This window comes from Limnohabitans lacus (assembly GCF_030053395.1).
GTDB lineage: Bacteria > Pseudomonadota > Gammaproteobacteria > Burkholderiales > Burkholderiaceae_C > Limnohabitans_A > Limnohabitans_A lacus.
Map to the genome: position 1 here is coordinate 59,925 of NZ_JASGBH010000002.1, position 24,228 is coordinate 84,152.

At 59.3% G+C, this 24,228-nt stretch carries 19 protein-coding genes and 1 riboswitch; of the genes, 5 read left to right on the forward strand and 14 right to left on the reverse strand.

The genetic code is table 11. The annotated features are described in order from the left end of the window. Window positions 1-120 precede the first annotated feature (120 nt). From gtfA to QLQ16_RS02905, 11 genes are all read right to left on the reverse strand, one after another. Entirely contained in the window at window positions 121-1,596 is a 1,476-nt protein-coding gene (gtfA, locus tag QLQ16_RS02855) for a sucrose phosphorylase (protein WP_283223178.1), read from the reverse strand. Between the two features lie 44 nt (window positions 1,597-1,640). Beyond that, complete coding sequence (locus tag QLQ16_RS02860; RefSeq protein WP_283223179.1) at window positions 1,641-2,972, reverse strand: MFS transporter; 1,332 nt, start codon at window positions 2,970-2,972, stop codon at window positions 1,641-1,643. Window positions 2,973-3,118: 146 nt separating this feature from the next. Next, the gene (locus QLQ16_RS02865) at window positions 3,119-4,321 is read right to left on the reverse strand and encodes a tetratricopeptide repeat protein (RefSeq protein ID WP_283223180.1); all 1,203 of its coding nucleotides are present in this window, start codon (window positions 4,319-4,321) and stop codon (window positions 3,119-3,121) included. 165 nt (window positions 4,322-4,486) lie between these two features. Beyond that, entirely contained in the window at window positions 4,487-5,473 is a 987-nt protein-coding gene (locus QLQ16_RS02870) for a tripartite tricarboxylate transporter substrate-binding protein (RefSeq protein WP_283223181.1), read from the reverse strand. Between the two features lie 120 nt (window positions 5,474-5,593). After that, window positions 5,594-6,850 (reverse strand): phenylacetate--CoA ligase family protein, encoded by a 1,257-nt coding sequence (locus tag QLQ16_RS02875; protein WP_283223182.1) that lies wholly within the window; start codon window positions 6,848-6,850, stop codon window positions 5,594-5,596. Between the two features lie 57 nt (window positions 6,851-6,907). Continuing rightward, the gene (locus QLQ16_RS02880; RefSeq protein ID WP_108326976.1) at window positions 6,908-7,717 is read right to left on the reverse strand and encodes an ABC transporter ATP-binding protein; all 810 of its coding nucleotides are present in this window, start codon (window positions 7,715-7,717) and stop codon (window positions 6,908-6,910) included. A gap of 131 nt (window positions 7,718-7,848) precedes the next feature. Then, window positions 7,849-9,186: an ABC transporter substrate-binding protein gene (locus QLQ16_RS02885; protein WP_283223183.1), complete on the reverse strand. Its 1,338-nt coding sequence runs from the start codon at window positions 9,184-9,186 to the stop codon at window positions 7,849-7,851. Window positions 9,187-9,238: 52 nt separating this feature from the next. Next, window positions 9,239-10,315, reverse strand: coding sequence for a branched-chain amino acid ABC transporter permease (locus tag QLQ16_RS02890; RefSeq protein ID WP_283223184.1), 1,077 nt, complete (start codon window positions 10,313-10,315; stop codon window positions 9,239-9,241). A gap of 11 nt (window positions 10,316-10,326) precedes the next feature. After that, on the reverse strand, window positions 10,327-11,256 hold the full coding sequence (locus tag QLQ16_RS02895; protein WP_283223185.1) for a branched-chain amino acid ABC transporter permease: 930 nt from the start codon (window positions 11,254-11,256) through the stop codon (window positions 10,327-10,329). A gap of 12 nt (window positions 11,257-11,268) precedes the next feature. Then, on the reverse strand, window positions 11,269-12,051 hold the full coding sequence (locus QLQ16_RS02900) for an ABC transporter ATP-binding protein (protein WP_283223186.1): 783 nt from the start codon (window positions 12,049-12,051) through the stop codon (window positions 11,269-11,271). After that, window positions 12,048-13,994 (reverse strand): AMP-dependent synthetase/ligase, encoded by a 1,947-nt coding sequence (locus tag QLQ16_RS02905; protein WP_283223187.1) that lies wholly within the window; start codon window positions 13,992-13,994, stop codon window positions 12,048-12,050. The genes QLQ16_RS02900 and QLQ16_RS02905 overlap by 4 nt, the downstream gene beginning before the upstream one ends. Before the next feature lie 147 nt (window positions 13,995-14,141). Here QLQ16_RS02905 and QLQ16_RS02910 point away from each other — a divergent pair, with 147 nt between their 5' ends. The 5 genes from QLQ16_RS02910 (at window position 14,142) to QLQ16_RS02930 (ending at window position 20,493) form a co-directional block, all read left to right on the forward strand. Beyond that, entirely contained in the window at window positions 14,142-14,852 is a 711-nt protein-coding gene (locus QLQ16_RS02910) for a Crp/Fnr family transcriptional regulator (RefSeq protein ID WP_283223188.1), read from the forward strand. A 189-nt stretch (window positions 14,853-15,041) separates the two neighbouring features. Continuing rightward, window positions 15,042-15,950: a pseudouridine synthase gene (locus QLQ16_RS02915; protein ID WP_283223189.1), complete on the forward strand. Its 909-nt coding sequence runs from the start codon at window positions 15,042-15,044 to the stop codon at window positions 15,948-15,950. A gap of 134 nt (window positions 15,951-16,084) precedes the next feature. Then, window positions 16,085-17,110: an ABC transporter substrate-binding protein gene (locus tag QLQ16_RS02920; protein ID WP_283223190.1), complete on the forward strand. Its 1,026-nt coding sequence runs from the start codon at window positions 16,085-16,087 to the stop codon at window positions 17,108-17,110. 82 nt (window positions 17,111-17,192) lie between these two features. After that, window positions 17,193-19,160 (forward strand): molecular chaperone HtpG, encoded by a 1,968-nt coding sequence (htpG, locus tag QLQ16_RS02925; protein WP_283223191.1) that lies wholly within the window; start codon window positions 17,193-17,195, stop codon window positions 19,158-19,160. Window positions 19,161-19,269: 109 nt separating this feature from the next. Then, a complete protein-coding gene (locus QLQ16_RS02930; protein WP_283223192.1) occupies window positions 19,270-20,493 on the forward strand; it encodes an MFS transporter in 1,224 nt (407 codons plus the stop codon). Here the strand turns inward: QLQ16_RS02930 and QLQ16_RS02935 are convergent. The 3 genes from QLQ16_RS02935 to QLQ16_RS02945 all read right to left on the reverse strand — a co-directional run bounded on the left by QLQ16_RS02935 (window position 20,481) and on the right by QLQ16_RS02945 (window position 24,192). Further along, entirely contained in the window at window positions 20,481-21,734 is a 1,254-nt protein-coding gene (locus tag QLQ16_RS02935) for a D-amino acid dehydrogenase (RefSeq protein ID WP_283223193.1), read from the reverse strand. The genes QLQ16_RS02930 and QLQ16_RS02935 overlap by 13 nt on opposite strands. A gap of 169 nt (window positions 21,735-21,903) precedes the next feature. Beyond that, a riboswitch (glycine riboswitch) is annotated at window positions 21,904-22,000 on the reverse strand. 28 nt (window positions 22,001-22,028) lie between these two features. Continuing rightward, entirely contained in the window at window positions 22,029-23,204 is a 1,176-nt protein-coding gene (locus QLQ16_RS02940; RefSeq protein WP_283223194.1) for a M20 aminoacylase family protein, read from the reverse strand. 1 nt (window position 23,205) lies between these two features. Further along, complete coding sequence (locus tag QLQ16_RS02945) at window positions 23,206-24,192, reverse strand: tripartite tricarboxylate transporter substrate binding protein (protein WP_283223195.1); 987 nt, start codon at window positions 24,190-24,192, stop codon at window positions 23,206-23,208. Window positions 24,193-24,228: the final 36 nt, after the last annotated feature.

The following is a 24,228-nucleotide window of genomic DNA, read 5'->3' on the forward strand; positions in this document are numbered from 1 at the left end:
GAATCAGCCCTTTTTAGATATCAAACCATCTCTAATTCCCAGACCTTTTACCTCAAACAACACAAAAAAAGCCAGTCAGATCACACTGACTGGCTTTTTTTGTTGTGGATGAGCTGGTACTTATCGCAATTCAAACACCACCGCTTCATCCCCAGCGAGGCCGTGGATGATACGACCTGACTTGGTCGACAAATCGACTTCAAGGCGGGCGTATGCAGCGCCTTGTTGCCAGCTCAGCGTCAGTTGGTTTGCGGCCATTGCTGCGCTGCTGAAAGCGCCGCCAAAGGCTGGATGGCTGTTACGCAAACGCATCAGTTCAAGCAGGCGTTTGACGACGGGCTTGTTCAGATCACTCAGCACCTCTTCGCGTGAGTAGTAGTGGCGGTTGATGTCGCGACCGACTTTGGTTTTCGCCAACAAGTCCATGTCGTTTTCACCCGCCAGCAAGCCCACGTAATACACCTGTGGAATGCCTGGCACAAAGAACTGAATCGCACGCGCCACCAGGTAGGCCGACGCGTTGCGACCCAGCGCATCAAAGAAGGTGCAGTTGACCTGGTACAGGTCCAGATTGGATGCTGCGGCACCGGTGGCACGACGGCTTTGGTTGTTCGAGTTGCGGTGCATGCGCTCCACCAACTCGTCCAGCTCATGGGGTGGCACCAGACCGGGGTGGTTGGCGCGATCTGTCGCATCCGCGCCGATGTCGATGATGCCGATGCCATCGTGGGTGTCGAGCACCGTCACCGCGTTGTTGGGGCGTTGTGCAATCCAGTCCAGCAATGGACCACTGCGACCAAATTCCAGTGCATGCAAAACCAATGGCGGTAAGGCGAAGTCATAGACCCAGTCCACCTGCTGGGCGATTTCCATCTGGCGCTTGTAGTACGAGTGGATTTCCACCAGCACTTCCAGTCCCAGCTCACGGCCACGCTGCGCAAACGCTTTGATGAAGTCAAAGGTCTCGGGCATCATGAAGCAATTGGCCCCCGCCTTCTTGATGGCATACCCCACCGCATCCAGGCGCACCATGGTGACGCCGCTTTGCGAGAGTTTTTGCAAGATCGAGTCCAGATAGGCCTTGCCTGCTGGTGTGTGCACATCGATGTCGATCTGCTGGGGCGTGAAGGTGGTCCAGAGCAAACGGCGTTCACCATTGGCCAGCGTGGTCACCGTGAAAGGCATGCCGGGACGTGGGCGGTACACCGCGAGCAAGTCCTTTTCAGTGGCGCCGTTCGGGAAGACCGATTCCATCGTCAAAAACAGGCCGTCGTATTCAGAGGCACTGCCCTTCTGGGAATAGTCCAGGAACTGTGGGGATTCCGAAGACATGTGGTTGACGATCACGTCGGCCATCACACCCATTTGTTCAGACAGGTTGGCAATGTCTTTCCATTCGCCCAAGCGGTCGTCCACGCGTGTGTGGTCAATCGGATCAAAGCCCGCATCGGCACCGTCGATTTTGTAAAAAAACGGCAGCAAATGAACGCCACCGACTGCACCCTTCAATGGACCTGTGATGAGCTCCTGCAGTTGTGGCAAGGTCTGACCGCCAAAGCGGTCGACGTAAGTGATCAATTGAACTTCGTTACGCATTTTTCTGAGACATCAATTTCAAACAACAAGTCATGCCATCCACTTCAGGCTGAAGTGGATGGGTTTTCAACGGGGACTTTGACCCTCAACGTGGCCATTGCTGCCAAGCAAAGCAACACACCGGCCAGCACCAAGACGTTGCGAGGATCACCCCCCAAAAGGGGGTGGTAAATCAGGGGCAAGGTCACACCCTGGATGAGCATCGGAATCACAATGAACATGTTGAAAATGCCCATGTAAACACCTGTTCGCTCCGCCGGGATGCTTCTGGCCAACATCACGTAGGGGTTGCCCATGATGCTGGCCCAACCCAGACCCACGCCAATCATGGGCAGGAACAAGAGGGCTTGGCTTTGGATGTGAGGAATGGTCATCATGCCCAGTCCCGCAGCGACCAAGCACAAGGCATGCATCTTTCCGGCGCCCCAGCGGCGCGTGAATGGCACCATGGCCAACGCCGCAACAAAAGCCACCGCGTTGTAGAACCCACCGATTTGTCCGTTGACCAAGACCGCGTCGCGAAAGCCCGTGCTGGTCGGATCCGACGTGTCAAACATGTTGCGGGCGATGGCATAGGTGACGTATTGCCAGTAGCACATCATGGCGTACCACTGGAACAGCTTCATCCACGCCAGTTGCCGCATGGCTTGTGGCATTTCTTTGATCGCTTGTGCAATCTCTTTGAGCGTGCTGAGCCAGCCTTGCTGCTTGGCCTTCAGTGCGGCCATCTCTTGCGCTGACAAGGGCAGCTCAGGGACCTTCCAGATCGACCATGCAATGGTGGATGCCGACAGCAGGGCACCGATGATGAAGGCCACTTGGGTGATTTGAGGGATGTGGTTGCCGCCTACCGCATCCTTGTTCATGCCCATCCACACCATGATGGAGGGCGCGAGGTACGACAGTGTTTGTGCCAAACCCGTGAAGGCGCTTTGCGTCAGGTAACCCAATGCGTGTTGTTCCTTGGGCAGGCGGTCGCTCACATAGGCGCGATAGGGCTCCATGGTGATGTTGTTGGCCGCATCCAAGATCCACAGCAAACTCGCCGCCATCCACAGCGCAGAGCTGTAAGGCATGGCCAACAAAGACAGCGAGCACAACACCGCACCAATGAAGAAATAGGGTGTGCGTCGACCCCAGCGCGATGTGGTCCTGTCGCTCATGGCGCCCACAATCGGCTGCACCAACAAGCCTGTGACCGGCCCAGCCAGTGCGAGCAAGGGCAATGCAGCCTCATCCGCGCCCAGGTAGCTGTAGATCGGGCTCATATTGCTTTGCTGCAAACCAAAGCTGAATTGCAAGCCCAAAAAGCCGATGTTCATTTGCACGATCTGGGAGATCGACAAAGTGGGCGGTGTGGTTCTGATGGAGGTCATCGGTCTTAAAGAGAAAGGCACTGCGCGCAGCAGCAAAAATGCAATGCCCCAATTTATCCGACTTTGCAATCGATTGCAATAGGGTTTGCACTTGTTTTGAATGGCGACGGCTCGCCCCGTACGTCAGCCTGCTTCCTCGCCCCTGTTCAGCGCGCCAGAATCGCCCACAAAGCGGCCAACTCCACAGCCGTGGCATCGCCACTCACCAAAGCCAATTGTTGGCGAGCTGCGCCCTTTTGGTCGGCTTGAACCAGGCTGATGGCCGCGTGCAAACGCACTTCGTGCTCACGCCGCAGCCCCCCCAATTCGATCGCCTTGGCGTAGGCCGCGTTCGCAGCCGACCAGTTTTGGCGCGAGAAATGGACATCGCCTACCGCCGCCCATGAAGCGCCGTCCTTGGCCGACTTTTCCAGTTGCGCAAACAAGGCATCGTCTTCCTGGACTTTTTTCTGGGCATCCGTGCGCAATTTGGCGTGTGCAGCAGCCTCAGCGCCTTGGCCCAAGACGCCTGCAGCAAAGCCCTTGGTGATGACGCGCACAGCCTCTGAAGGCAAGCCCGCCTTCAAAGCCAATGAGGCCATCTCCACGTATTCAGCGGCATCCTCCATGTTGTCCGTTTGCTCCAACAGACGGTACAGGTCCAATTCCAATCGAGTGTTCAAACCCGCTTGCTGCGACATGCGGCCGAGCACTTCGGCCCAATAGGGCTTGCTGGGGTAGTTCGACAACAACAGCTTGAGGGTGTTCATGTAACCGGCATCGTCCTTGAGCTGGCGGTAGCTGAGCGCCAATGTGCGCAGTTCGGGCTCGGGGGTTTTCTTCGCAGTCGACGCATCCATGCGGATTTTGGCCTGCATCACACCCACCACTTCTGCGTGCTGGCCAGATGCAGCCAAGGCCTGCACCAAGGCCAGATGGACTGCGGGATTGGCGCCGCCATCTTGCAGGTATTGCCGCGCCCACTTCACAACGCGTGCATCGTCCTTCAGTTGCAGACTGGCATTGATCAAGGACTCGAGCAAGGGTCGTTTGTCCGTTTGCGGCACATCGGCTGAAGTCACCAAAGACTCCAAGGCCTCTGTTGCGAGCTTCCATTTTTGAGCGCGCAAAGCCGCCACCGCTTGCGTGCGCGAGATCATGTTTTTCTCGTTCGCGGTGAGCTGGGGCACCGCCAAAGCGTCACGCAGCAAACCCAAGGCTTGATCGTTTTGGTTGTTCTTGATCGCTTCTTGCGCCGCCGCCAAAGGCTTGATCACTTCATTGCGCAGGGTGCCCTGCGCCAGGACAGAGCCGGCACAAAGGCCCAAAGCGCCAATCCATAAGCTCAACTGCTGCAGATACTTGTTCATGATGTTCCTTGGGTCATGGGCTCAAAAGTCTTGCGATTGTCTTGAATAAAGTCCTCAAAATCGATTGCAAAGCCTTCATGTAACCAAAATGAATCTTTCAACAGGCCTCCAAATAAAGAAAAAAGCCGCTCACGTGAGCGGCTTTCGTCAGAGCAAACCGAAGGATCAGTCGGCGTACTTGCCTGCTGCGTCCACCGCGGCTTTGATCTTGATCATCTCGGCAGCCACGAACTTCTTGTGCTCTTCTGGCTCGACGCGCTTGTCGTTGACCACCAGAGCGCCCAGACCTTCGTTCTTCTTGACGAACTCAGGGTCCTTGAGTGCTTTCTTCAGCGCATCGTTGAGCGTTTTGGTGATGGCCGCTGGTGTGCCTTTGGGCGCATACAGACCGTGCCAGATGGTCAGGTTAAAGCCTTTGAGGCCCATTTCCTGCAGACTTGGATAGTGCTTGAGCACAGGGTGATTGCTCAATGGCTTGGCAGTGGTCACAGCAAAAGCTTTGACACGGCCCGACTCGATCTGTTGTGTGGTGTTGGTGGTCTGGTCGCACATGACATCAACCTGGCCGCCAATCAAAGCAGTCATCGCCGGTGCTGTACCGCCAAATGGGATGGTGGTCATCGCCTCTTTGGACTGCAAATTGGATTGCCAGAGCAAACCACAGATGTGCGATGCAGAACCCAAACCCGCGTGGGCAATGTTCAGGTTGCCAGCGTTCGCACGGATGTAGTTTTCAAAGTCACGGTAGGTGTTGGCGGGCAACTGGGGCTTGCCAATCAAGGTCATGGGGACGTCGTTGACCATGCCCAGGAACTCGAAGTCTTCCAGTGGTTTGTAGGAAATTTTCCGATACAAGGCAGGTGTCGCAGCCATACCGATGTGGAACAACAAAAGGGTATGGCCATCTGGTGCCGCCTTGGCGACCTTATTGGCACCAATGGTCCCGCCAGCGCCCGCGGAGTTTTCCACCACGAAATTGCCGCCGGGTACGAATTTGCGCATGGCTTCCGCCAAATCGCGAGCGACACGGTCGGTCGGGCCACCTGCGGCGAAAGGCACCACGATGGTCACGGGCTTTGAACCAGGAAATGTCTGAGCTTGTGCGCCCACGACCACTGCGGCCAAAGCCGCCATAGCAAACCATTGCTTCATATCAGCACTCCTTATAAGTGCGCTCAGTGTAAATCCCGACGGGGCGAGCCACCATCGCGGGAATTACTTAGCGGTTTGCCCTAATGACTTGGCCCTACTGGGGGCAGGGCCAAGCAGCACTCACTGGTAGCTGCGTGCGTCTTCGATGACTTTGCCATCGTTGGCCAAACTGCCCACGGCCACCAACTGCACATCGCCGCGCAGCTTGGTCACGTCGCGCACGGCGTCTGCAATGCGGGTCTTGAGGGCATCGTCCGCCGTGTTGGCGGTTTCCACGCGCAAGGCCATTTGGTCGTTGGCCATCTCTCCGCTCACCACCAAGCGGGCTTTGCTGACTTCTGCAAATCGCTTGACGATCTCGGCCACCTGGCCGGGGTGCACAAACATGCCGCGCACTTTGGTGGTTTGGTCGGCGCGGCCCATCCAGCCTTTGATGCGCTGGTTGGTGCGGCCTGTGGGGCAAGTGCCGGGCAAGATGGCCGACAAGTCACCCGTGCCAAAGCGGATCAGGGGGTAATCGGGGTTGAGGCTGGTCACGACCAACTCGCCCACTTCGCCTTCAGGCACGGGGTCACCCGTGCCGGGGCGCACGATCTCGACGATCACGCCTTCGTCCAGCACCAGGCCTTCGCGGGCCGAGGTTTCATAAGCGATCAAGCCCAGGTCGGCCGTGGCGTAGCACTGGTAACCGGCCACGCCGCGCTCGGCCATCCAGTCGCGCAGGCTGGGCGGAAAAGCTTCACCCGACACCAAGGCCTTGCGCACGCTGGGCAAAGCCACGCCTTGCTCGGCGGCTTTTTCAAGGATGATTTTCAAAAAGCTGGGCGTGCCGATGTAGCCCGCTGGCTGCAGCTCGGCCATGGCGCCAACTTGTTGTTCGGTCTGGCCCGTGCCACCGGGGAACACGGTGCAGCCCAGGGCGTGTGCGCCGGTTTCCATCATGGAGCCCGCTGGCGTGAAGTGGTAGCTGAAGCTGTTGTGGATCAGCTCGCCGGGGCGAAAGCCTGCTGCAAACATGGCCCGTGCCATGCGCCAGTAGTCGCCACGGGTGCCTTCGGGTTCGTAGATCGTGCCGGGGCTGGCGAAAACGCGGGTCATGCCCTTGCCAAAGCCCAAAGCGCTGAAGCCACCAAACACGCTGCCACCGGCTGCACGCGAAGCCTTTTGGCGCTCGAGCAATTCGTACTTGCGGATCACCGGCAATTGGGCCAGCGCGGCGCGGCTGTTGACTTTGGCGGCATCCACACCCTGGAGCAATTGGGCAAATGCAGGGGCGTGGACTTGGGCATGCGCAATCTGTGCAGGCAAAGCGGCCATCAAGGCGGCTTCACGAACTTGCGGGTCGCGCGTTTCCAAGGCATCAAAGTGCTGGGACATGAAATTCTTTCGGGGGAACTGCTGGGAGAGGGGCGGCAAAAGGGCGCACAGAAAGCATTAGGCCAACCAGCGCTTGCGGCGCTTGTAGCTCTTCACGTCCTTGAAGCTCTTGCGCTCGCCACCGCCCACGCCCAGGTAGAACTCCTTGACGTCTTCGTTGGTGCGCAGGTATTCGGCAGCGCCGTCCATCACCACGCGGCCAGACTCCATGATGTAGCCGTAGTCGGCGTATTTCAGGGCCATGTTGGTGTTCTGCTCGGCGATCAAGAAGGTGACTTTTTCCTTCTCGTTCAAGTCTTTCACGATGTTGAACACCTCTTCCACGATTTGTGGCGCCAAGCCCATGGAAGGCTCGTCGAGCAAGACCATGTTGGGGTTGGACATCAGGGCGCGACCGATGGCGCACATTTGCTGCTCACCGCCCGAGGTGTAGGCCGCTTGCGAGGTGCGGCGGGTCTTCAGACGTGGGAAGTAGTTGTAGACCTTCTCGAGGTTGGCCGCGATCTCGCCCTTGTCGGTGCGGGTGTAGCTGCCGGTCATCAGGTTTTCTTCAATGCTCAGGTGGGCAAAGCAGTGGCGGCCTTCCATGACCTGCACCACACCGCGGTTGACCAGATCGGCGGGCGAGAGGTTCTCGATGCGCTCACCGCGCAACTCGATGGAGCCCTTGGTCACTTCACCGCGCTCGCCCTTGAGCAAGTTGGAGATCGCACGCAGTGTGGTGGTTTTGCCGGCGCCGTTGCCGCCGAGCAATGCCACGATGCCTTGCTCGGGCACTTGCAGGGACACGCCCTTGAGCACCAAGATCACGTGGTTGTAAATGACTTCAATGCCGTTGACGTTCAGAACAATGTTTTTTTCGCTCATGGTCTTTGCCTATTCAACTTTCCAGGGTTTGCCCAAATGAAAGCGCCGAAGGAATCTCTCTCGAGGCTTTCATTTGGTGGCTGCAGCATGCAGCCACCGCCCCACCGCTTGCGCGGCGGGGTCAGATGCCATCAGGACTGGCAGTCCGCAGCGGTGCGGCGTGTGATTTTCTTTTCAGCAGCGTACTTGTCAGCAGCGGCCTTGACCATGGGCTTGATGATTTGCTCATCGGCCTGGTACCAGTCGCTGGAGAACTCCCACTTGCTGCCGTTCCATGTGTGGATACGGGCCCAGTTGGCGCCCATGTGATCAGCGCAGGAAGTCGACACAGGACGCAGCACGCCCTTGAAGCCCAACGCATCCAGCTTGGGCTGGGTCAGGTTCAGGTTTTCATAACCCCAACGGGCTTGCTCACCGGTCATGACCTTGCCTTTGCCAAAGCGCTCTTGTGCTTGGCGAACACCTTCCACAGCGAACATGGCGCTGAACAAGCCGCGCATGTAAAGCACTTCGCCCACTTCATCCTTGGGGCCGGTGCCTTGGCCTTTGGCGTGCAACTTCTCGAGCACTTCCTTGACCACTGCAGAGCCTTTTTCCACGCCGTGCTGCATGGTGATGGCGTTGTAGCCTTTGGCGCCCATGCCAACGTCTTTGACATCAGGCTCGGCACCAGCCCACCAGACGCCATAGATCTTCTCGCGGGGGTAACCGGTAGCTTGTGCTTCCTTGAGCAAGGTGGAGTTCATCACACCCCAGCCCCAGTTGACGACATAGTCGGGACGGCTCTGGCGGATTTGCAACCAGGTGGATTTCTGCTCCACGCCTGGGTGCGTCACAGGCAGCAAGCTCAGCTTGAAGCCACTCATGGCGGCATGCTCTTGCAAAATTGGGATGGCTTCTTTGCCGAATGGGCTGTCGTGGTAGACCAAAGCGATGTGCTTGCCCTTGAGCTTGTCAGCGCCGCCGAGTTTCTTGGCGATGTCTTGCATGATCACGTCGCCAGCCACCCAGTAAGTGCCGGCCAAGGGGAAGTTCCACTTGAACACGCCACCGTCAGCCGACTCGCTGCGGCCATAGCCTGCAGTGATCAAGGGGATTTTGTCGTTGGGGGCTTTTTCGGTCAGCGCAAAAGTGATGCCGGTGGACAAAGGCTGGAACACGGTCGCGCCGCCGTTCTTGCCTTTCAGGCGCTCATAGCACTCCACACCACGGTCGGTGGCGTAGCCGGTTTCGCACTCTTCAAAAGAGGCTTTCACGCCGTTGATACCGCCGCGGGCATTGACCAGCTTGAGGTAATCGACGTAGCCGTTGGCAAACGGCACGCCATTGGGGGCGTAAGCGCCGGTGCGGTACACCAACACGGGGAAGAACTGCTCTTTGGTTTGAGCCGTTGCCACAGTGCTGACCAGCGCACTGGCAAGGCCTGCAGCAGCCACCGTGGTGGCGAGGGCGAGTTGACGAAGCTTCATGGTTTGTCTCCTGTTAAAAGTAGGTGGAAGCACTTGGGAAAAACACTTGGAATCAATGAGGGAAGGGCCACAGGCGCAATTTTTGTTTGGCCACAGACCACAGTTTGGCCAAGCCATGCGGCTCGACGATCAAGAACCAGACAATCAAGGCGCCAAAGATCATGTACTCGGTGTGGGACACGGTGGCGGTCGAAATTTCGACACCGAAAACAGCCCCCAATGCGGGCAGGAACTGGTTCAAGAAGATGGGCAAGATCACAATGAACGCAGCGCCGAAGAAGCTGCCCATGATGGAGCCCATGCCGCCAATGATGACCATGAAGAGCAGCTGGAACGAGCGGTCGATCGAAAACGCCGCTGGCTCCCACGAGCCCAGGTGCACAAAGCCCCACAAGGCACCCGCCACGCCCACAATGAATGAGCTCACGGCAAACGCACTGAGTTTGGCGTAGACCGGGCGGATGCCGATCACGGCAGCAGCCACGTCCATGTCGCGGATGGCCATCCACTCACGACCGATCGCCGAACGCACCAGGTTTTTGGCCAGCAAGCCAAACACGACCAAGAAGCTCAAGCAGAACAAATACTTTTCCAGTGGGGTATCGATGCCCAAGCCGAACACATTCAAATTGGACACGGACACCGAACCGGAGGCGTTGTTGTTGGTGAACCAACCCACGCGCAAGAATGCCCAGTCGCAAAAGAATTGCGCAGCCAACGTCGCCACAGCCAGGTACAGCCCTTTGACGCGCAAACTGGGCACACCAAAGAAGATACCCACCAGCGTTGCAAAGAAGCCACCGGACAACAGCGCCAAGATCAAAGGCATGCCATCAATTCGGATGTAGGTGTTGTAGGCCATGTAGGCCCCCACCGCCATGAAAGCGCCTGAGCCGAGCGAAATCTGACCGCAGTAACCGACCAGGATGTTCACACCCAGGGCTGCCAAAGACAAAATCAAAAATGGGATCAGGATGGCGCGGTACATGTACTCGTCCACCAGCATCGGCACACCGATGAAAGCAAACGCGACGAGTGCCAGGATGGCCCAGCGGTCTTGGGCAATCGCAAAGATCTGCTGGTCTTTGCGGTAGGTGGTTTTGAATTGACCGTTTTCTCTGTAAAACATGATGAATCTCCTTACACGCGGTCAATGATTTTTTCGCCAAACAGGCCTTGCGGACGGAACAGCAAGAACACCAGCGCCAGCACATAAGCAAACCAGATTTCAATACCGCCACCGACCATGGGGCCGATGTAAACCTCGGAGAGTTTTTCGCCGACACCGATGATCAGGCCGCCGATGATGGCGCCGGGCACCGAAGTCAGACCGCCCAAAATGATCACCGGCAAGGCACGCAAAGCCACGGTGGTCAGCGAGAACTGCACCCCCATCTTGGAGCCCCAGATGATGCCGGCCACCAGCGCGGTGATACCGGCCACAAACCAGACAATGACCCAGATGCGGTTGAGTGGAATACCGATCGACTGCGCTGCCTGGTGGTCATCCGCCACAGCGCGCAGAGCACGACCCGTGCTGGTTTTTTGGAAGAACAGGGACAGAACCACCACCAACAATGCGGCGATGCAAGCAGCGTAAACATCTTCCAAGTTGACCAGAACACCGCCTTCAAAAATCGAATCCAACAAGAAAATCGGATCCTTGGGCATGCCCACATCGATTTTGTAAATGTCGCTGCCAAAGATCGTCTGACCCAAACCGTCGAGGAAGTAAGTGATGCCCAAAGTGGCCATCAACAGGGTCACGCCTTCTTGGTTGACCAAATGGCGCAAGACCAGTTTTTCAATCAAAGAGGCCAACACAAACATCAGCGCAGCGGCACAGATGAAGGCCAGCAAATTGCCCAGGAATTTGTTGTCCAAGCCCAACCAAACCGGGATCCACTCGGCAAAGCGGGCCATGGCCAATGCGGCAAACAGCACCATGGCGCCTTGCGCAAAGTTGAAAACACCCGAGGCCTTGAAAATCAGCACAAAGCCAAGGGCCACCAAGGCGTACAGCATGCCCGCCATGAGGCCGCCAAAAAGAGCTTCCAGAAAAAATGCCATGTTCTTGTCTCCTCAGTGGCTCGTGCCGAGATAGGCACGGATCACGTCTTCGTTGTTGCGCACTTCTTCGGGTTCGCCATCACCGATTTTTTTGCCGTAGTCGAGCACGACCACGCGGTCCGAAATGTCCATCACCACACCCATGTCGTGCTCGATCAGCACGATGGTTGTGCCGAACTCGTCGTTCACGTCCAGGATGAAGCGGCACATGTCCTGTTTTTCTTCCAGGTTCATGCCCGCCATGGGCTCGTCGAGCAGCAACACTTGCGGCTCCATGGCCAGGGCGCGGCCCAAGTCCACGCGCTTTTGCAAGCCGTAGGGCAGCTGGCCCACAGGGGTTTTGCGGAAAGCTTGAATTTCGAGGAAGTCGATGATGTGCTCGACCTTCTCGCGGTGCGCTTCTTCTTCGCGCTGGGCAGGGCCCACGCGCAAGGCCTGCATCAAAATATTGCTTTTGATTTGCAGGTTGCGGCCGGTCATGATGTTGTCGATCACGCTCATGCCCTTGAACAAAGCCAGGTTCTGGAAGGTCCGGGCAATGCCCATCTCAGCGACCTGACGGCTGTTCATGTGGTCAAACTGTTGGCCACGGAAAGTGATCGAGCCTTCTTGCGGCGTGTACACGCCGTTGATGCAGTTGAGCATCGAGCTCTTGCCGGCCCCGTTGGGGCCAATGATCGAGCGGATCTCGTGCTCTTTGACGTTGAATGAAATATCGGTCAGCGCCTTGACGCCACCGAATCTCAGGCTGATGTTCTGGACGTCGAGGATGACGTCACCAATGACCTTGCTCATGCTGCTGCCTTCACAGGGGTGAATGTCTTCGCATCGGAAATCTTGAGCGTGGCGCTCACGCTGCCGGTGCGACCGTCTTCAAACTTGACGACGGTTTCAATGAACTGCTCGGTTTTGCCTTCATACAGGCCATCGACCAGCGGTTTGTATTTGTCGGCAATGAAGCCGCGACGGACCTTGTTGGTGCGGGTCAACTCGCCATCGTCTGCATCCAGCTCTTTGTGCAAGACCAAGAATCGGCTGACTTGGCTGCCCGCCAACAAAGCGTCTTCGGCCAGATCGGCGTTGACCTTCTCAACGCAATCCTTGATCAACTCATACACCTCGGGCTTTTGGGCCAAGTCGGTGTAGCCGGCATACGGCAGGTTGCGGCGCTCGGCCCAGTTGCCCACGGCGTCGAAGTCGATGTTGACCATCACGCAAGCTTTCTCGCGTTGATCGCCATACGCCACCACTTCCTTGATGAAGGGGAAGAACTTGAGTTTGTTCTCGACGTACTTGGGGGCGAACATCGCGCCGTCGTTGGCACCACCTTGGAGGCGGCCCACGTCTTTGACGCGGTCAATGATCTTCAAGTGGCCGTGGCTGTCGATGAAGCCGGCATCGCTGGTGTGGTACCAGCCATCGGCGGTCAACACTTCTGCGGTGGCTTCGGGGTTTTTGTAATAGCCTTTGAGCAAGCCGGGCGACCTGACCAAGATCTCGCCGTTGTCGGCCACTTTGATTTCCACACCCTTGCATGGCACACCCACGGTGTCGGCACGCGCTTCGTTGTCGGGCTGCAGGCACACGAACACAGCGGTCTCGGTCGAGCCGTACAGCTGCTTGATGTTCACACCGATGGAGCGATAGAAGGTGAACAGGTCAGGGCCAATGGCTTCACCCGCGGTGTAGGCCACGCGCACGCGGCTGAAACCCAGGTTGTTGCGCAGCGGGCCGTACACCATCAGGTTGCCGATGGCGTATTTGATGCGGTCCACCAAACCGACCGATTGGCCGTCCATCAAAGCGGGTCCCACTTTCTTGGCCACGTTCATGAAGGCGTGGAACATCTTGCGCTTGAACGAGCCTGCATCTTCCATGCGGATCATCACGCTGGTGAGCATGCCTTCAAACACCCGGGGGGGTGCGAAGTAGTAGGTCGGGCCGATTTCTTTCAGGTCGATGGTCACTGTGGCGGACGACTCAGGGCAGTTGACCACGTAACCACACACCAACCACTGCGCGTAGCTGAAGATGTTCTGACCGATCCAGGCCGGCGGCATGTAAGCCAGCACGTCTTCGGCGCTGGTCAGCTTGTCGAACTCGGCGCCCGCGTCGGCACGGTCGATCAAGGTGCTGTGCGTGTGCACCACGCCCTTGGGGTTGCCGGTGGTGCCCGAGGTGAAGAACATCGCGGCCACATCGTCGCCCACGCCCTTTTCCACTTCGAGGTGGAAAAACTGGGGATGCTGCGCCATGAACACCTGACCGGCGGCAATCAACTCGTCCACCGAGCCCAGGCCGTCCTCGACGTAGTTGCGCAGGCCGCGTGGATCGTCATAAAAGATGTGACCCAGCTGCGGGCATTGCTCGCGCACTTCCAGCATCTTGTCGACTTGTTCTTGGTCTTCCACCACGCAAAAACGCACTTCGGCGTTGTTGATCGGGAACACGCACTCAGGGGCTGCGGCGTCCTGGTACAGGTTGACGGGAATGGCGCCCAGCGACTGCGCGGCCAACATGGTGGCCGACAAGCGGGGGCGGTTGGAGCCCACGATGACCATGTGCTCGCCACGCTGCAAGCCAGCTTGGTGCAAGCCGCAGGCGATGGCCTCGACCATTTTGGCCAAGTCCGCCCAAGGGGTGGTCTGCCAAATGCCATATTCTTTTTCACGCAAGGCCGGCGCGCTGGGGCGCTCGGCAGCATGCTTGAGCATCAATCGGGGAAACGTTGTTTGCATCACGTAGCCTGTCTCCAAAAGCGCTGCAGCAAAAGTGGCTGCAGCTGAACTGGGACGGATCGTAGGAGGTCATTTGACGTTATGTTGTCGTTTCAACGACAATTCAGGGAAGACCCCTAGCACAACTGACCTGAGTCTGACACCGCCATGGCCACCACCCCCAGCGTTCACCAACGCCGCCGCAGCCCGACAACCGATGAATTGGCCAGCATTCCCTGGCTGGCTTTGCTGACCCCCAGCGAACGCCAACAGATCGAGTCCGAGTTGGTCGTCAGCGACCCGCAGCCGGGCGACTATGTGTGCCGTGTGGGGCGTCCTGCCACCTATTGGTTTGGCGTGGTCTCAGGCCTGCTCAAGATGAGCAGCGACAACGAAAGCGGCCAGACCATGACCTTCACCGGCGTGCCGCCCGGCGGCTGGTTTGGCGAGGGCACCGCCCTCAAGCGGGAGGTCTACCGCTACAACATCCAGCCCCTGCGGGCCAGCGTGGTGGCGGGCTTGCCGGTGGAGACTTTCCATTGGCTGATCGACCACTCGCTGGGCTTTAACCGCTTCATCATGAACCAGCTCAACGAGCGTTTGGGCCAATTCATTGCCGCCCGCGAGCTTGACCGCATGAACAACCCCGAGCTGCGCCTGGCGCGCAACCTGGCCACGCTGTTCAACCCGGTGCTGTTTTCGGGTGTGGGCGAGGTGTTGCGCATCACCCAGCAAGAGCTCGCCTACCTGGTGGGCCTGTCTCGCCAGCGGGTCAATGAAGCGCTCAAAGTGCTCGAAGAGCGTCAGCTCATCCGGGTGGAATACGGCGGGCTGCGGATTTTGGATTTGCAGGGCCTGCGTACAGCCCAGTTCTTGTGAAACGCTTGCGAGCCACAAACACATGTCGGCGCTGAAGCTGCCGACCTACAGAAACAGTATTTGCAGGGCGGCAGCTTCAGCCCCGACGAATGCCTGCAAACCATGACCCCCTATTTTGTGCAGGGACCTGCAAACTGCACCCACTCAAAACAGCGGACAATCGCTCAACTTCTTTTTCCCTGCCACGACATGACCCAGCCCCCGGTTTTCAAACGCGCCCCTCGACCCGAAGGCAAAGGCGAAGCGGCCGCACCCAGCGGCACCTCGCGCCTGAACAAACGCATGGCCGAGCTGCGCATGTGCTCGCGCCGCGAGGCCGATGCCTGGATCGAGCAAGGCTGGGTTTTCGTCAACGGCCAAGTGGCCAGCATGGGCCAGCAGGTCTCGCTGTCGGACCGCATCACGGTGGACAAAGCGGCCGAGCTGCAACAAGAGCGACAGGTGACCATCCTCTTGCACAAGCCCATGGGCTATGTGAGCGGCCAGGCCGAAGACGGACACCAGCCCGCCATCACCCTGATCAACCCGCGCAGCCACTGGATGGGCGACCCGTCCAAGATGCGCTTCACGCCGCCCCATCTGCGCAACTTGGCGCCTGCTGGGCGACTGGACATCGACTCCACCGGCCTGTTGGTGCTGACGCAAGACGGCCGCGTGGCACGTCAGTTGATCGGCGAAGACTCCGAGATGGAGAAAGAGTATTTGGTGCGCGTGGCCTACACCGGCCACGAGAACACCGCCGCCGCATCGGCCGCATCCGCCACCTATGGCGGCAAGGCCACGCAACTGAGCAGCATCGAGGACAACGACCGCGTGACCAGCAATGTGCAAGCGGTCTTTCCCAAAGCACAACTGGAGCGCCTGCGCCATGGCCTGAGCCTGGACGGCAAGCCGCTCAAGCCCGCCAAGGTGGAGTGGCAAAACCCCGAGCAGCTGCGCTTTGTGCTGACCGAAGGCAAGAAGCGCCAGATTCGCCGCATGTGCGAGCAAGTCGGCCTGAAGGTGGTCGGCCTCAAGCGCATCCGCATGGGCGGTGTGCAGCTGGGACAAATGCCAGCCGGCACATGGCGGTATTTGGGGCCGAACGAATCGTTTTGATGGTGCTTGGATGCCTGTCGAAGAACACCATGTCGGCGCTGAAGCTGCCGACCTGCAAATACGCCGAAGCAATGAGCCGTAGGTCGGTGGCTTTAGCCCCGACAAAGCTCACCCACACATTCTGGAGACGCGCCATGTCCTTGAAGTTCACAGCCGCCTTGTTCACCTGCGCCGCTCTGTACGTCGGTACGGCATCCGCCCAAACCGGCAGCCTCAACGCGATTTGCAGCACCGACCAGACTTGGTGCGAAATGGCCGCCAAGGAATTCACCAAGGCCACCGGCATCACCGTCAACCAAACCCGCAAAGCCACCGGCGAAGCCCTGGCGCAATTGCGCGCCGAAGCGGCCAACCCCAAGACCGACCTCTGGTGGGGCGGCACGGGCGATCCGTTTTTGCAAGCCGCAGAAATCGGCCTGCTGGCGCCCTACCGGCCCGACTACCTGAACGACCTGCACGGCTGGAGCGTGCGCCAATACGCCATGACGCAAAACATGGTGGGCGGCTTCTACACCAGCGCGATTGGCTTTGGCTGGAACACCGAACTGCTCAAGAAAAAGAAGCTGCCTGAGCCCAAGTGCTGGTCAGATGTGATCAAGCCGATCTACAAAGGCGAGGTGGAAATTTCACACCCCGCATCCAGCGGCACGGCCTACACCATCCTGGCCGGCTTGGTGCAGCTGATGGGTGAAGACGCGGCTTTTGAGTACATGAAGGCCCTGCATAAAAACGTGACCCAATACACCCGCAGCGGCACCGCCCAAGCGCCCAGCGTGGCCAAAGGCGAAGTGGCAGTGGGCATCAGCTTCATCTTTGGTTTTGACGGCTGGCGCTTCAACAAATACCCCGTGGCCACCACCGCCCCCTGCGAAGGCACCAGCTACGAAATCGGTGGCATCGCCATGGTCAAAGGCGCACGCAACGCGGCCAACGCCAAACGCTATTACGACTGGCTCATGAGCCCCGCAGGCCAAAGCATCGGCGCCAAAGCCGACAGCTTGCAAAGCCCGGCCAACAAAACCTTCAAACCTGACCCGCGCATCCCGTCCATGGACAGCGTGCGCCTGATCAAGTACGACTTTGAAAAATACGGCAAATCCGCCGAGCGTCGCCGCCTGCTGGAGCGCTGGAACAAGGAAGTGGGCAGCTTGTCCAAATAAACCCCTCTTGAAACCCCGCCAGACGCCCCCAACTGCGGGGCGTTTTGGTTTTTTGATCTTTTTTTTTACCTTTTGAATCGATATGAGCAAGCAAACCCATGCCTTTCAGGCCGAAGTCGCACAACTGCTGCACCTGGTCACCCACTCGCTGTATTCCAACCAAGAGATTTTTCTGCGCGAGCTGATCTCGAATGCCTCGGACGCCTGCGACAAGCTGCGCTTTGAAGCGCTCAACAACAACGGCCTGTACGAAGACGCACCTGACTTGCAAGTGCGCCTGTCCTTCGACAAAGCCGCCAAGACGCTCACCATCACCGACAACGGCATCGGCATGACGGCGCAAGAAGCCATTGACCACCTGGGCACGATCGCCAAGAGCGGCACCAAGGACTTCATGAGCAAGTTGAGCGGCGATCAAAAGTCGGATGCGCAGCTGATCGGCCAGTTCGGTGTGGGCTTTTATTCGGGCTTCATCGTCGCGGAAAAAATCACCGTCGAAACCCGCCGTGCAGGCGCAGCAGCGGCCGAAGGCGTGCGCTGGATCAGCGGTGGCACGGGCGACTTCGAGGTCGAGACCATCACCCGTGCTGAGCGCGGCACCAGCGTGATCTTGCACCTGCGCGAAGAAGCGCTGGAGTACGCCAACACCTGGAAGCTCAAGGAAATCGTCGGCAAATACTCCGACCACATCAGCCTGCCCATCTTGATGGAAAAGGAAGAGTGGCAAGACGGCGAGCTGATCGACCCGAACGACGAAAACGGTGGCCGCAAACCCGGCGGCATGGTCAAGACCGGCGAGTGGGAAACCATCAACAAAGCCAGCGCCTTGTGGACCCGCCCCAAGAAAGACATCACCGACGAGCAATACGCCGACTTCTACAAACAGATCAGCCGCGACTTTGAAGCCCCGCTGACCTGGACCCACAACCGCGTGGAAGGCAGCACCGAGTACACCCAGCTGCTGTACATCCCATCCAAGGCCCCGCAAGACCTGTGGAACCGCGACAAGAAGGCCGGCATCAAGCTGTATGTGAAACGCGTGTTCATCATGGACGAAGCCGAAGCGCTGATGCCCAGCTACCTGCGCTTTGTGAAAGGCGTGGTGGACTCCGCCGACCTGCCCCTGAACGTGAGCCGAGAGCTGCTGCAAGAAAGCCGCGACGTGAAAGCCATCCGCGAAGGCTGCACCAAACGCGTGTTGTCGATGCTGGAAGACTTGGCCAAACACGACAAGGCCCCTGAGGCGAGTGCTGAAGTCACCGACGTTCTGAGTGAAGAGGACAAAGCCAAACTCGGTCAGTACACCAAGTTCTACGCCGAGTTCGGCGCGGTGCTCAAAGAAGGCTTGGGCGAAGACTTCGGCAACAAAGACCGCTTGTCCAAGCTGCTGCGCTTTGCATCGACCACCAGCGACACCGTGAGTGTGAGCTTTGCCGACTACAAAGCCCGCATGAAAGAAGGCCAAGACGCCATCTACTACATCACCGCTGACACGCTGGCGGCAGCCAAGAACAGCCCACAGCTCGAAGTCTTCAAGAAAAAAGGCATCGAAGTGCTGCTCATGACCGACCGCGTGGACGAATGGGCGCTCAACTTTGTGCACGAGTTCGATGGCACCCCGCTGCAAAGCGTGGCCAAAGGCGCGTTTGACCTGGGCAAGCTGCAAGACGAAGAAGAAAAGAAAGCCGCCGAAGACGCCGCCGAAACCTTCAAGCCCGTGCTGGCCAAGCTCAAGGAAGCACTCAAAGACAAAGCCGAAGACGTGCGCGTGACCAGCCGCCTGGTGGACAGCCCTGCCTGCTTGGTGGTGACCGACGACGGCATGAGCATGCAACTGGCCCGCATGCTCAAGCAAGCCGGCCAACAAGCCCCTGAAGTCAAGCCCGTGCTCGAAGTCAACCCCGAGCATGCGCTGGTCAAGAAGCTCGACGGCTCGGTCCACTTCCACGACTTGGCCCACATCCTGTTTGACCAAGCCCTGCTGGCCGAAGGCGGCTTGCCCGCAGACCCTGCGGCTTATGTGAAGCGGGTGAATGCGCTGCTGAGCTGATTTTCTTCAGCCAATGACTCAGAAGGGCCGGCCATGCTGGCCCTTTTTTTTGCCAGTCCAGTAACGCACAAGACAACACCCACCCCCACTCATCGGCTAAATTGACCCGATGAACACCCTGCCCGCCGACCCGTCCCTCATCGATTCCCGCCAAGCCGCGTGGCGCTTGCTTGTCACGCTGGGGCTGGTGGTGCTGGGCAACAGCAGCATGTACATCGTCTCGGTGGTGCTGCCGGTGGTGCAGGCCGAGTTTGGGGTGGGCCGGGCCGATGCGTCGCTGCCCTACACCTTGATGATGATCAGTCTGGGCCTGGGCGGTTTGCTCACGGGCCGCATGGCCGACCGGCACGGCCTGATGCCGGTGCTGTGGGTGGGCGCTTTGGCGGTCTGTTGTGGCTTCGTGTGGGCGGGCCTGTCGGGCAGCATCTGGGCTTTTGGCCTGGCGCATGCGCTGATGGGTTTTGTGGGCAGTTCGTCCACCTTTGCGCCCTTGATGGCCGACACCGCTTTGTGGTGGAACCGCCGACGCGGCATTGCGGTGGCCATTTGCGCCAGTGGCAATTACATCGCGGGCACGATCTGGCCGCCGCTGGTGCAGCGCGGCATCGAAACTTTGGGTTGGCGCCAGACCTACATCCTGCTGGGCATCTTCTGTGGCGTGGGCATGTTTTTGCTGGCCACACGCATGCGCCAGCGCCCGCCGCTGGTGACCCTCACACCGACCAGTGCCAACGCCCCGGTGCTGGACCGCAGCCGCCCGTTTGGCCTCAAGCCTTCTGTGGCGCAGGGCTTGCTGTGCGTGGCGGGTGTGGCGTGTTGCGTGGCCATGTCCATGCCGCAGGTGCACATCGTGGCCTACTGCACCGACTTAGGGTTTGGCGCAGCGCGTGGGGCCGAGATGCTCTCGCTCATGCTGGCCAGCGGCATCGTCAGCCGCCTCGTGTTTGGCGTGATCAGCGACCGCATCGGCGGCATCCGCACTTTGCTGCTGGGCTCCATGCTGCAGGGCGTCGCGCTGCTGATGTTCTTACCGTTTGATGGCTTGGTGCCGCTGTACCTGGTGTCGGCCATGTTTGGGCTTTTTCAGGGCGGCATCGTGCCGGCCTACGCGATCATCATCCGCGAACACTTTGACCCCAAAGAAGCCGGCGCCCGGGTGGGCGCCGTCATCATGGCCACGCTGCTGGGCATGGCCTTGGGGGGCTGGATGTCAGGCTGGGTGTTTGACCTGACGGGCAGTTACCACGCGGCCTTTTTGAATGGCATCGCGTGGAACCTGCTCAACCTGTGCATCGCCAGCTGGCTGTTTTGGCGGGTGCGTCAGGCAGGCTGAAACATCCCAGCCAGCTGCACAGAGCGGCTGGCTTCTTGCACCACATTGCCCACCATGTCGGCGGTCACCGCCGACAGCGTCCAGCCCAGGTGGCCGTGGCCAGTGTTGTAGAACACATTGGCTTTGCTGCCACGGCCCACGCGGGGCATCATGTTGGGCATCATGGGGCGCAGCCCAGCCCACGGCACCACCGAGCGGGTGTTGATTTGGGGGAAGCACTGCTCCACCCATTCGATCAAGGGGCGGATGCGGTCGGCGCGGATGTCGCGGTCGACACCGTTGAACTCGGCCGTGCCCGCCACGCGGAAACGGTTCAGGCCCAAACGGCTGGTGACCAGTTTGGTCTCGTCGTCGAGCAAGCTCACGTTGGGGGCCCCGGCCTGGCTTTGTTCGTCGTTCAGGTTGACGGTGATCGAATAACCTTTGACGGGGTAGATGTTGACGCGGTCACCCAGTTGCGACGCGAAGTCGCGGCTGGCCACCCCCGCACACACCACCATGCCGTCGAAGGTGTGCACCACGCTGCCTTCGTCGCCAGACACCGTGATGACGGCTTGTTGGCCGTCACTGCGCACCGATTGCACATCTTGTCCGTACAAGGTCTTCACGCCCAAGCGCTCGGCCGCTGCGGCCAGGCCGTTGGTGAACTTGTGGATGTCACCGGTGGAATCGCTTTCGGTGAAGTAGCCGCCGTAATAGTTGCCCGCCAAGGTGGGCTCGATCGCTTTCATTTCTTCGGGCGTCACGGCGCGGCGTGGCAAGCCGCCTTTGGCCAGCATTTGCGAGACGCGACCGGCGTGGTCAAAGCCCTTCTTGTCACGGTAGATGTGCATGATGCCTTCTTTTTTCAGGTCGAAGTCGATGCCTTCTTCTTGCGCCCAGGCAAACAGGTGCTGGCGTGCAGCCACGGCCAGGCGGGCGGTCTCGACGGTGTTGCGCTCGTAATGGGGCATGGCCGCGATGAACTCGGCAAACCACGACAGCTTGTGCCAGGTCGGTGCGGGGTTGACCAACAAAGGCGCATCGCTTTTGAGCATCCACTTGATGCCCTTGAGGATGGTGGACCAGTGGGTCCAGACCTCGGCATTGGAGGCCGAGAGCTGGCCGCCGTTGGCAAAAGAGGTTTCCATCGCGGCGTAGCGATGGCGTTCGAACAAGGTGACGGCAAAGCCGCGTTTGGCCAGGGAATAGGCGGTGGTGACACCGGTGATGCCGCCGCCAATGACTGCGATGGTTTTCATGGGTATGAGCTTTCCAATACGTCAAAGGATGGGGCCACCGCATGCAAGCCGCATGCCGGTGGCGCCCCCTCTGTATCAGGACCTGAGAGATTCACGACACGCACAGCGGCGAGTCGCTTGCTCCTTCGGTGCACTGGCGGACGAAACGCCAGCAGCTCTTCAGAGAATTGGCATGTGACCGGTCCTTTGGCCTGAGAGTTTCCGGGGCGGTTGCTCCTTCGGCGCTGCCTGCCGCAAGCGGTGGCAGTCTCTCCCGATCACATGTCGACACAAGGTCGATGGTTTTCAATCATTTTATACGGCGAGGTATGCCCTCACCAGTGCGATCCAGTACGCGCTGCCCGTGGCGATGTTCTCATCGTTGAAGTCATACGCTGGGTTGTGCACCATGCACGCGCCTGCCGAATCACCGTCGCCATTGCCGATCAGCAAATAGCTGCCCGGCACTTTTTCCAGCATGAAGGCAAAGTCTTCGCTGCCCGTCAGTTGCGGCCCGTTCAGGGTGACGCGCTCTGGCCCCACCAAATCGAGCGCCACTTGGCGGGCAAAGTCCGTCTGTGCCTGGTGGTTGACCAGCACGCAATAACCTTGTCGCCATTCCACCTCGGCACGCACGTCAAAGCTTTCGGCTTGCGCGGTCACCAGCGCCTTGATGCGCTGCGCCAGCAACAGGCGCACCTGTGGGTCCAGCGCGCGCACGCTCAGCTCCAAGGTGGCCAGGGCCGGGATCACGTTGTTGGCCTGGCCTGCATGCAAAGCCCCCACGGTGACCACCGCGGTGTGCAGCGGGTCCACATTGCGCGAGACGATGGTTTGCAAGGCCATGACGATGGAAGAGGCCGCCACCAATGGGTCGGCCGCTCGGTGTGGCATGGCGCCATGGCCACCGGTGCCGTGGATGCGGATGGTGGCGTAATCGCTCGAGGCCATGGCCGCGCCATCGCGAAACACCAAATGCCCCACCGGCATGCCCGGCATGTTGTGCATGGCAAACACCGCGTCACAAGGGTGGTGCTCGAACAAGCCGTCGTCCATCATGCGCACCGCGCCGCCACCGCCTTCTTCGGCCGGCTGAAAAATCAGGTTCAGCGTGCCGTCAAATTCAGGCGCTTGCGCGATGGCTTTGGCTGCGGCCAGCAGCATGGCGGTGTGGCCGTCGTGGCCACAGGCATGCATCAGGCCTTGGCGGGTGCTGGCCCATTCAGCGCCGGTGGCTTCCTGAATGGGCAAAGCGTCCATGTCGGCGCGGATGCCCAGCTTGCGCTCGCTGCTGCCGCGCTGCAAGGTGCCCACCACGCCAGTGCCGCCCAGACCCCGGTGCACTTGGTAGCCCCAGCTTTGCAGCTTGGCCGCCACCAGATCCGAGGTGCGGTGTTCTTCGAACGCCAACTCAGGGTGGCGGTGGATGTCGCGCCGCAACTGGATGAATTCACCCACCCGCTCGGTGAGCGCATCGCGCAAATACGTCATGTCACTGAGGCTGCAAGTTGATCGACTTGGCGATCGCGCGGAACTGCGCCGTGCCATCGGCATAGGCTTTGCCCACGGCTTGCAGCGACAACGGCTTGGCCACCAGCTGGCTGTTGGCCTCCAACCCACCCCGCACAGCCGAGTCGGTCAATGAGTCGGTGATCGCCTTGTGGATGACTTGCACGATCGGCTCTGGGGTGTCCTTCCTCACGAAATAACCGGTCCAGATGTTGAAGGTGAAGTTCTTGAGCGACTTGCTCTCGGTGATGGCGGGGTAGTCCTTGACCGAGTCCAGGCGTTCGCTGTTGAGCATGGCCAGCACTTTGAGCTTGCCCTGCTTTTGCAATTCTTCAGAAGCCTTGCCAAACGGTGCCAAAAAGATGTCGACCTGACCGCCCAGCAGATCCTGGTTGGCAGGCGCCATGCCTTTGTAGGGCACATGGGTCATCGGGATGTTGGTGGTCTTGGACAGGTGCTCACCCAGCAGGTGATAGAAAGAGCCTGGGCCCACGCTGGCGTAGGTGATGGGGCGGCCTTGCGCGGCCTCTTTGCGGGCGTAGTCCAAGAACTCGTCCACGTTGCGCACAGGCAAGTCCTTGCGGGCCAAAAAGGCGATCTGCGCGGTGGCGATCATTTGCACCAAGCGGAAGTCTTCGCTCTTGAACTTGACGGCCGAGATGGCCAAAGGCGCCAAGATCAGCTCATTGGGCGAGCCCTGAAAAATGATCTGACCATCGGCCGGTGCATTCAGCACTTTTTGCGCCGCGATCGAGCCACTGGCACCGCCCAAGTTGTCCACGATCACGGGCTGACCCATGTTTTTGGACAAGGTGTTGTTCACGGTGCGGGCGATCACGTCAGACAAACCGCCAGCGGGATACGGCACCAACAAGGTGACGGGTTTACTGGGGTAGGTTTGGGCGCTCACGGCGCCGGCCAGCAGCAGACCGCTCAGCAAGGCGGCCACGCGACGAAGGGTTGGGTTCATGTCTCGACTCCAATAATTGGTTGATGTGAGGCCATC